This is a genomic window from Enterococcus hermanniensis (genome assembly GCF_001885945.1).
Lineage (GTDB): Bacteria > Bacillota > Bacilli > Lactobacillales > Enterococcaceae > Enterococcus_A > Enterococcus_A hermanniensis.
This window is the reverse complement of sequence record NZ_JXKQ01000024.1, coordinates 1-9,276: the sequence shown is the minus strand read 5'-3', so window position 1 is coordinate 9,276 and position 9,276 is coordinate 1. Positions and strand designations below refer to the sequence as shown.

9 protein-coding genes are annotated in these 9,276 nt (G+C 35.9%); 4 read left to right on the top strand and 5 right to left on the bottom strand.

Annotation, left to right across the window (positions count from 1 at the left end; translation table 11 throughout):
* Positions 1–143: 143 nt before the first annotated feature.
* Genes RV04_RS12680 through RV04_RS12670 form a run of 3 tightly spaced genes read right to left on the bottom strand, consistent with a single transcriptional unit; the run spans position 144 to position 3,621 of the window.
* On the bottom strand, positions 144–548 hold the full coding sequence (locus tag RV04_RS12680) for a DUF4430 domain-containing protein (RefSeq protein ID WP_071858822.1): 405 nt from the start codon (positions 546–548) through the stop codon (positions 144–146).
* A gap of 15 nt (positions 549–563) precedes the next feature.
* Positions 564–1,127, bottom strand: coding sequence for a cob(I)yrinic acid a,c-diamide adenosyltransferase (locus RV04_RS12675; protein ID WP_071858821.1), 564 nt, complete (start codon positions 1,125–1,127; stop codon positions 564–566).
* A 13-nt stretch (positions 1,128–1,140) separates the two neighbouring features.
* Positions 1,141–3,621 carry a vitamin B12-dependent ribonucleotide reductase gene (locus tag RV04_RS12670; protein WP_071858820.1) on the bottom strand — a complete coding sequence of 827 codons (2,481 nt, stop codon included), beginning with the start codon at positions 3,619–3,621 and terminating at the stop codon, positions 1,141–1,143.
* A 148-nt stretch (positions 3,622–3,769) separates the two neighbouring features.
* On the opposite strand from RV04_RS12670, the gene RV04_RS12665 reads away from it, so the two are divergent.
* Together RV04_RS12665 and RV04_RS12660 are read left to right on the top strand one after the other, a co-directional pair.
* The gene (locus tag RV04_RS12665; RefSeq protein ID WP_071858819.1) at positions 3,770–4,306 is read left to right on the top strand and encodes a cobalamin ECF transporter; all 537 of its coding nucleotides are present in this window, start codon (positions 3,770–3,772) and stop codon (positions 4,304–4,306) included.
* Between the two features lie 374 nt (positions 4,307–4,680).
* A complete protein-coding gene (locus RV04_RS12660; protein ID WP_071858818.1) occupies positions 4,681–5,328 on the top strand; it encodes a CPBP family intramembrane glutamic endopeptidase in 648 nt (215 codons plus the stop codon).
* A gap of 581 nt (positions 5,329–5,909) precedes the next feature.
* On the opposite strand, the gene RV04_RS12655 is transcribed toward RV04_RS12660, so the two are convergent.
* Both RV04_RS12655 and RV04_RS12650 read right to left on the bottom strand, forming a co-directional pair.
* The gene (locus RV04_RS12655; RefSeq protein WP_245791101.1) at positions 5,910–6,353 is read right to left on the bottom strand and encodes an NAD(P)H-dependent oxidoreductase; all 444 of its coding nucleotides are present in this window, start codon (positions 6,351–6,353) and stop codon (positions 5,910–5,912) included.
* Positions 6,354–6,410: 57 nt separating this feature from the next.
* Positions 6,411–6,974 carry a Crp/Fnr family transcriptional regulator gene (locus RV04_RS12650; protein WP_071858817.1) on the bottom strand — a complete coding sequence of 188 codons (564 nt, stop codon included), beginning with the start codon at positions 6,972–6,974 and terminating at the stop codon, positions 6,411–6,413.
* Positions 6,975–7,251: 277 nt separating this feature from the next.
* Between RV04_RS12650 and RV04_RS12645 the strand changes: the two genes are divergently transcribed.
* Together RV04_RS12645 and RV04_RS12640 are read left to right on the top strand one after the other, a co-directional pair.
* The gene (locus tag RV04_RS12645; protein ID WP_071858816.1) at positions 7,252–7,383 is read left to right on the top strand and encodes a methanol dehydrogenase; all 132 of its coding nucleotides are present in this window, start codon (positions 7,252–7,254) and stop codon (positions 7,381–7,383) included.
* 27 nt (positions 7,384–7,410) lie between these two features.
* Positions 7,411–9,105: an oleate hydratase gene (locus tag RV04_RS12640; RefSeq protein ID WP_071858815.1), complete on the top strand. Its 1,695-nt coding sequence runs from the start codon at positions 7,411–7,413 to the stop codon at positions 9,103–9,105.
* Positions 9,106–9,276 lie beyond the last annotated feature (171 nt).

The following is a 9,276-nucleotide window of genomic DNA, read 5'->3' as shown; positions in this document are numbered from 1 at the left end:
TTTTTAACTTTGCAACAGAACCTATATTTTTTATTCCTTATATTCCATCTAAGAAAAACATTAAAATTAAGCTATTCTTTTAAAAAGCTAAAAATTTTATGGTACTTTCTAGCGTTTGTTTACTGTTACAAAATGCGAATATATTATTTAAATACGCCCAAATTGAAAACGACCTGGTCATTATTAGCGAGTGTCGTTTCACTGGCGCCTTTTTCACCCATTTTTCCATTGATCGTGAATGTCCAATATTTTTTTTGGCTCTCATCCTGAGCATGACCGTCAATTGAAGTAATAAAACCATCTTTTTCTTTTACTTCAAAGTTCGCTTTTAAAATTTCCAATAATGAGTCTCCTGATTGATAAGTGACTTTTTTTGAGGTTATTTCTTTATCGCTATCCATCAATTTTATCGACGCAGATGATTTGGCAACCTCGCTTGTTGCTTGAGTGGATGCTTTTGACGAAGCTTGATCATTTTGATTTGATTGGCACCCTGTCATAATGAATAACCCAATAAAAACTGTTAGTAATGTTGCGAATTTTTTCAAATTTAAAACCCTCTCTTAATGAAATACCTTACCTGCTCGTTCATAAAATGGCTCTGTTACAGAATAAACAGTATTTACATAGCGCGCAAGTACAAAAAACAAATCCGATAAGCGATTCATAATTTTGTACGCATGTAAATTGATATGTTCTTCTGAAATAAGCAATTGTGTCATCTCATGTTCTGCCCGACGTATGACTGTACGTGTAATCTGCATATCGCACGCCGCCGGATGTCCTCCAGGTAAGATAAATTTTTCAATCACGGGAACTTTCTCTTGATAATGATCGATCATGGCCTCGATTTCAGCCACCTCTTGTTTGCCAACGAGCATTTCCCTAACGCCAGCCGGTGTAGCCAGATCTGTTCCAAGATCAAAAAGTAAAATTTGTAATGCGATTAATTCTGTTTTCAATAGCGCAAATTTTTTTTCATCCAATTCTGAAATAATTTTTCCGATCCAAGAATTTACTTCATCAACACTACCATAGGCGCACACGCGAGCATCAGATTTTTTTATTCTTTGTCCACCAATAATGCTGGTATTTCCTTTATCGCCACTTTTAGTATAAATTTTCATCAAATAGCTCCTTTTACAAACCACATTTTAGTTGAACTTTGCAATTAGTACAGGTACTGCAGCCACCGATTTCTTCAATTCTACCTTCATGGCAAATCGGACATAGTTCTTCTGATTCTAGATCCATTGGTTCAAGTGTCCTTTGATTCTCTTCTACCACTGCTGTAGGTTCTTCAAATACATTTTCATCTGCCTCAAGTGTCAACACTTGTGAATCACGACTGCCATCCACGTAGACGGTTCCACCTTTAGCCCCACCTTGATACAGGTCATCATAAATTGCGGCCACTTGTTTTACTTGATAGCCTTTAGGTGCATTGACGGTTTTTGAAATCGAACTATCTACCCAACGCTGGATCGCACACTGCACACTTACATGTGCTTCTGGTGACAGTTCCATCGCTGATACAAAGAACGGCGGTAAATTTTCAGCATTAGCGGATGGATTATTTTTCAAATATTCATCGACGATCGCAGCATGGACTTCAATGAATTTTCCTAAACGTCCACTTCTGAAATAAGAAAAAGAGAAATAAGGTTCCAAACCGGTTGAAACACCGACCATCGTTCCCGTCGATCCTGTGGGTGCGACTGTTAATAAATGAGAATTACGAATACCGTATGTCAGAATCGCTTGTCGGATTGATTCAGGCATTTTCTTCATATAGCCCGATTCAATAAAACGCTGACGCAGTAACATTGTTTCTTCAGTTGTTTTACCAACTAAAAAGGGAAAACTGTCTTTTTCTTTTGCCAGTTCGATCGATGTTTGATAAGCCGTAATCGCAATCTTTTCAAATACTTGATCTACTAAACGATTACCGTCTTCAGAACCATAAACTTTTTCGCAATAAATTAATAAATCTGCTAACCCCATAACGCCAAGTCCAACGCGTCGTTCTCCTTTGGCTTGTTGTTCATTTTTCTCAAAGAAGTAAGGTGTGGCATCAATTACATTATCTTGGAAGCGGACACTAGCACGGACAACCGCTGCTAATTTATCAAAATCAACGGTCTTTGTTTTTTTATTGAACATATTCGCTAAATTGACAGCAGCAAGATTGCACACAGCATACGGTGTCAAAGGTTGTTCTCCACACGGATTTGTCGCAACGACTTTTTGACCATAAGCTTGGGCATTCGTCATCTCATTTGCATTATCAATAAAAAAGATTCCTGGTTCTGCTGAATAGGTTGCACAATACGTAATCAAATCCCACAATTCACGAGCTTTGATTGTTTGATGGATTTTTACTTTACGACCTGTCGCTTCCCACTCTCTGACGTCCCCAACTTCCATCCAATGCTGATCATAATCAGCCATTTCATTAGTGTCATAGTCTTCAATTGCTGGAAAGCGTAGGTCATACGTTTGATCCTTTTCAACTGCTTGCATGAATTCTTTTGTCAAACAGACTGAAATATTAGCCCCCGTTAAAAAGTTGGGATCTTTGACACTGTATGTTCCGCCTACTTGTAATTTTTGCTGAGCTTCTTTTACAGAGCGTTTCGCAGAAGTTGGTGCTTGGTGTTGAACAAAAAATTCTAACAATTCTTTGTCATCTGGCGTTAGAGGTGTGAAAACTAATTTTTCATTCGCCAATTGACGAACCCTGGCGCTATTGCTAGTAGCAACCAAATTTTTTAGAATAGCTGGGTTCTGGATCTTAGAGATAATAAATTCAAAAATATCCGGATGCCAATCATTCAGCATGATCATCTTTGCTCCACGGCGACTCCCGCCTTGTTCAACTAAATTGGTTAAATTAGCTAGATCATTCAACCATGAGACCGCTCCAGATGACTTGCCGTTCACGCCATGAACAATTGCTGATTTGGGTCTTAATGTTGATCCATTCGTTCCGACACCACCACCACGGCTCATTATTTCCATCACTTCTTGCCGATGACTGGCTAATCCACCGCGTGAATCGTGGATAAAGGGCATCACGTAGCAATTAAAATACGTAACTTCGGTATTCGTTCCAGCACCATAAAGGACTCGACCTGCAGGGATCAGATTTTGTTCTGTCAAATGATGGTAAAAGTCCGCAAAAAATTGAGGGCTTTTTTCTCCTTCAATCGCAGAGATTCCACTAGCTACACGAGCTGCAATTTGTTCAAAGTAAAGTTCGAGTGGTTTTTCAACTTCGTTTATCGTTCGAATCACTCGACCTGAAGCTAACTCCTCAGGATCAGTCAAAGCACTTTGAAACTCTTCTTCCACCCGGATAATCAACTGTTCTTTATTGATTTCCTCGATTTTTCCGATTCCTCGTGCTGGATATTGCGGATCCGGATGAGTCGTCAAGATAACGATATCTCCTACGGCCAAAGTTTTCCCACCTAGATCTTTATACGTATAGCGATCAAGCATAATCAGCCGTGAGATCCCTTCAAATGTCTGTTTCATCTCGGGAGTGATTGCCACTACTTCAGGAAAACACGAAATATCTTGATTTAATTTTTCTATATATGTCACAGGATAATCCATTTATTACTACCACCTTTATTATCGAGAACACAATATGTTGTGTCCGGATAGTATTATGACACCATATAAAGTATAATTCAATCTTGTAATTAACTTTAATTCTGGTAAAATGAGAACTATTATCAATTAATTCAAAGGAGTTCTCCCATTGCGACAACCAACCTTTTTACGCTTTCCTACCCGAAGGATTACTACTCTTGCTTTATTTAGCGCTTCTTGTATCGTGGGGCGCCTCCTATTTACTTGGATTCCGAATGTCCAGCCAATGAGTGCTATTTTACTTTTATTAGCTTTTTACGGCAGCTACGCTGATACTTTGATCGTTACGATAGTCAGCTTATTAGGAACAAATCTCTACTTAGGAATGGGTAGTTGGACTATCAGCCAACTTCTCGCTTTTAGCAGTATTGTCACTCTTTTTCATTTTTTATCAAAAATAACTCTGATCAGACGACATACGTTCCTTCAAGCTTTGATTGCTTTTTTCTGTGGCCTTTGCTATGGATTGATCGTGTCGAGAGTCGAGGTATTTCTCTATCAATTACCCTCTTTTTGGGCCTACTATTTTCAAGGCTTATTTTTTGATGTCCTTCATGGTAGTGGAAATTTCGTTTTTTATCTTTTATTAGCCCCTGTATTTAAACGTGTCTTTAAGCCAGTTATTCATCCATCAAAAGTAGAATAAAAAATATGAGCTAAGATAAATAACAACAGTTCTTGATTTAGATTAAAAAGGATCCTGTGATTTAAGAGATCCGAACAAAAGAATTTTCTACTTTTGTTCGGATCTCTTTTTGCTGATAATGATGTCGTAAAGTTAGAATATTTAATACTTTCATAAAAACCACTCAAATTAAGCTACACAAGGATTATCGGTTACTCTAATTACTGGAATCTAAACAACTGTTATTCTCACTACTTTTTCCTGTATTAATATAAAATTATCCTGAATTGGAAAACGCTTTTTTTATTCAACTTTCTTTATACGATTAAATAATATAGATTATTTAAAATAACGGTGTATACTGCAGCTTGTTAATAAAACTAAAGGAGCATCTCATGAACAAATTACTTAATCAATCAATCGAAATAAAAAAAGTACTCCCAGCTACTTTAATTGTTTTTTCTGGTTTAGCTATTTTATTGTTTTTCTCATCTTATATCGCTATTTTTTCACTTGCTGTTACAAGTTATATCGCGTTTATTATCGTTTATAGTCATCAAAATACCAAGGCGCTATTTTCAAAACCAGTGAATCCCGTTAGAAACATCTTCTTCTATTTTGTTCTTAATTGGGTTGTCAGTATGTCTGTCGCATTAACCTTAAATAATGTTTTTGGCTGGCATTTAAGAGGAAATGCTGTAAACGATAAACCGGGTTTAGCCTTGCTGATTATTCTTCCGATTATGATCATGGGAGAAGAGCTTTTTTCGATGTATTTCTTAAGTGTTTTTTCTAGTAAGTTTAAGCTTTGGATAGCTAGTTGCTTGTCAGCCGTTGTTTTTGGTTTAATTCACTTTACGACTTATTATAATGGTGACATTTTCAAGACACTGATTCATATTCTTCTGATTCAAGGAAGCGCCCGTTTGATATTTAACCGTGCGGCAATAAAAAGTAATTCAATCTGGACTAGCTGGATTATCCATCTACTTTTTGATTTTTCATCTATTCTAGTAGTCCTAATCACACAACTCATTAAGTAATCCAGCATGTTTTTAAACTCGTTTTAGTTCATCTTTTTTGAAGAACTATCATTTGATAAGATTCGACAGCTCTCATGCTGCCCTAAGAATGGAGTAATCATATGACCAGACTTATTCTAATATGTTTAACTTTTATTTTTGTAAATCTGTTAGTTATGCCTATTGTCACTTTAGGTGTTCCCGCATTTTTAGCTCGTTTATTTTGTTTTCTACTTGCCTATGGAATATTAACTGTAGCTGAATTAACTCCGTCACAACGCTAAGATAGCTTTCTTGTAGTAAAAGTGCTACCTACATTCTTTCATTTGTCGTATCTTTTAGCGAAAATATAAGAAAAACGGTCTCGAAAGTATTTAACGAGACCGTTTTTTATTCTATGAAGAAGATTTTAAATAAAAGATCGCTGGATTAGACGTGTTTAGGAGTTTATAAATCTACCTACTTTTAGAAAATCGTCTTTCAATCTTATCTAGCCATTGTTGTCTTTTATTTCCATTGACCATTTTTATCATATTCAAACTTAGCCATTTAACATTTTTCATCCCAGATTTTTTAAAGGTACCCTTGATAAGGGCCTTTTTTTACGCATTGCCATAAATAAAATGATACATGACTTTAGGGGTATTCATTGTTGTGATTACCGTCGTTGACTTTAAATTGGGCAACAAACTCACCATGCTGATCCCATTTTCCCCATAATCATAAGTTAGTCCTGGATAGATGACTTTATCGATAAAACCTTTCGTCATTGCAGGCATCAATTCCCACCAAATTGGAAAAATAAAAACTAAATGGTCGGCCTCGTAGATTTTCTCTGCGTATCTTTTAGCTAGTGGATCCACGGCTTCATGTTTTACAAAGCCTAATAAATCTGCGGAAGTCATAACCGGATTAAAATTTTCTTTATCCAAATCGATGACTTCATATTGACCTTGTGCTTTTTTAATTCCTTTAATTACAGAAGTTAAAATGGCATGATTATAACTTCCTTCATAGGGATGATTATAAATAATTAATGTTTTCATTGTATTTCTCCTTTATCTTTTCTGGCTAAAGAATATCGGAGAATACTGACTTTGTAATTAACAAAAGATAATTAGCTTATGAAATTCTTTTTTTATTCTACTTAAGGAAACGGGTGTGATCCCTAAAAAAGAAGCAATATAGCGATCCGGTACTCGTCGAACCAACTCAGTATTTTCTTTAACTAAGGAAAGATATCTTTTTTCAGGCGAGTTTTTAATTCTCGATAAAAAGTATTCGGTGTAGGCGATGAATCGTTTTGATAGTTGATCTATTATGAAATAGAGTAAATCAGGTGATTCATTCATTAGTAATGCTAATTTTTCGTTGTCCAAAACTAGCACTTCGGTATCCTCAATCGTTTCAATCGATAACATGCTTGGTTTTTGCAAGTAAAAACTTTCATAAGAGGTCACAATTTGACCTTCAAAGAAAAACTGCAGCGTAATATCTTTTCCATCGTCATTATTCCAAAGACGTAAGGCACCTCGTTTAACAAAATAGACTTTATCGGCTATATCCCCTTCATAAAGCAATGTTGTATTTGCCGGTACTGATCGCTGATACCAATATTCTTGCTCTTGATCACTCTTCAATTTTAATAAATCTACTAAATCGGTCATGATTGCCTTCCTTTCGTTCTTCGCTATTCTTACTATAAATTTTGATTGTCTTTTATCAATAATAGCAAATAATTTCTATTTTATGCTTCCAGTTAATAGTTCCTCTTTGAATCCTTTATTCATAAATATACCTTTCTTACAAACATATCTTTTTAGACAGTTTAACCAAAATGTTTATATTTGAAAAATCCACGGGTGCTTAAGTTTGTAATTAAATTTTTAGGGCTATAAAATTAAATCATAAAAGAGAAATTAGCAATAAGAAAGAGGTGCTCTCATGAAAAACAAACTATTTAAACTAGGTTTAGGAATTGGTTTATTGACGATTGGTGGTGTCCTTTTAGGCAAAAAAACCGGTTTGCTTGAAAATGATGATTATTTGTACGATGAATATGATACGAGTAAATAAAAGTCGAAATTTGAAGGAGAAAGCATTATGAGAAAAAATAAGGCTGTAATGATCGGTGCTGGAATTGCAAATATGGCTGCTGCTGTTTATCTTATTCAAGAAGGCGGTTGGAGTGGCTCTCAAATCAAATTTTATTCACTAGATGACCACGGTTCAAATGATGGCGCATCTACTGACACAGTAACAGATGAATATTGGAATGAAAACCATCCAATGGAAAATACTAAAGGCTATGTTGCGCGTGGCGGACGGATGTTGAACTATCGGACGTATGTTGATTTAATGGATCTATTAAGTCGAATTCCCTCTGCTACTGAGCCTCATATGACGGCAGAAGAAGACACTAGAGAGTTTGATGCGAAGCATAGAACCTATGACATCGCCCGATTGCTTGAAGGTGGCAAAGGAATTATTGATGGTGGCAAATTGGGATTCAATAATACGGATCGCACGTTGCTAACTAAATTAATTGCAATGCCTGATTCTGAAGAAGAAAAATTAGACAATGTCACTATTGCCCAATACTTCAAGGATGATCCGCACTTTTTTGAAACGAATTTTTGGTACATGTGGGAAACAACTTTTGCTTTTAGAACCAGAAGCTCGGCACAAGAATTTCGTCGTTACATGCACCAAATGATTTACGAATTCACTCAAATCGAACATTTAGTCGGTGTCAATCGAACAAGATATAATCAATATGAAAGTATCATGCTGCCTTTGATTAATTATTTAAAAGATCAAGGGTGTGAAATTTGCTTAAATCGTTTGGTGACTGATTTTGATTTTAAAGAGACTAAAATGCAAGATGAGATTACGGTAACCGGGATCAAGATGACTCACACGGTAACAAATGAAGAGCATTATTTACCGATTGATGATGATACAGCTGTCATTTTCACCAATGGATCAATCACCGATTCCGCAACATTAGGGGATTACAATACTCCGGCTGATGAAAATATGGATTATGGTGCTGCTTCAATTTTGTGGAAAAACATCAGTCAAAAATTCTACAATCTAGGAAATCCAGACAAATTTTTTGCCGATCGTGATGCAAGTGAATGGGTAAGTTTTACTTTGACGACTAAAAATCATTTATTATTGAATGAAATTGTCAGAATTACAACTCAAACGCCAGGTAATGCGCTAAATTCATTCATTTCAACCACACCGATTACACCATTAGGTCATAAAGACGTCAATATGTCGATTGTGGTTCATCATCAACCACACTTTACAACACAAAAAACAAATGAAACAGTCATCTGGGGCTACTTCTTATACCCAAGACGTCAAGGCAAATTTGTCGAAAAAGAGTATATCAAGATGACCGGTAAAGAAATGGCGCAAGAGTTGATTGGTCAATTATCTAAAGTCGATCCTGGACCAGTGAATATTCGGGAAAAAGAAGCAGACATTTTGGAAAGTATTATCAATAATATTCCCGTATATATGCCATATGCTTCTGCTTTGTTTAACAATCGGGCTAAAATTGATCGGCCAAAAGTAATTCCGGAACATTCAACAAACTTAGCCTTTACTGGCGAATTCGTTGAACAACCGTATCAGATGATTTTCACTGAGCAAAGTGCAGTACGCTCCGGAGAAATCGCAGCGTTTCATTTCGCAGGCGTTCCGATGTCTAAATTAGTCAAAACGCCAAGATATGATAAAGATATTCCAACATTGCTCAAAGCAGCTAAAAAAATGTTCGACTAATAAATTGGTTAAAGCTTTCTCAGCGCTGTTACTATTTTAGCTTTGTTTATAGAAAAAATTGCCCAATAGAGCAAACAAAAAAGGAATAGAGAGATCTATTCCTTTTTTGTTGTTTTAGCTAACGCACATTTTCTGATTCTATTACTTTTTTCGGTTCTGTTGCAAAGTTTT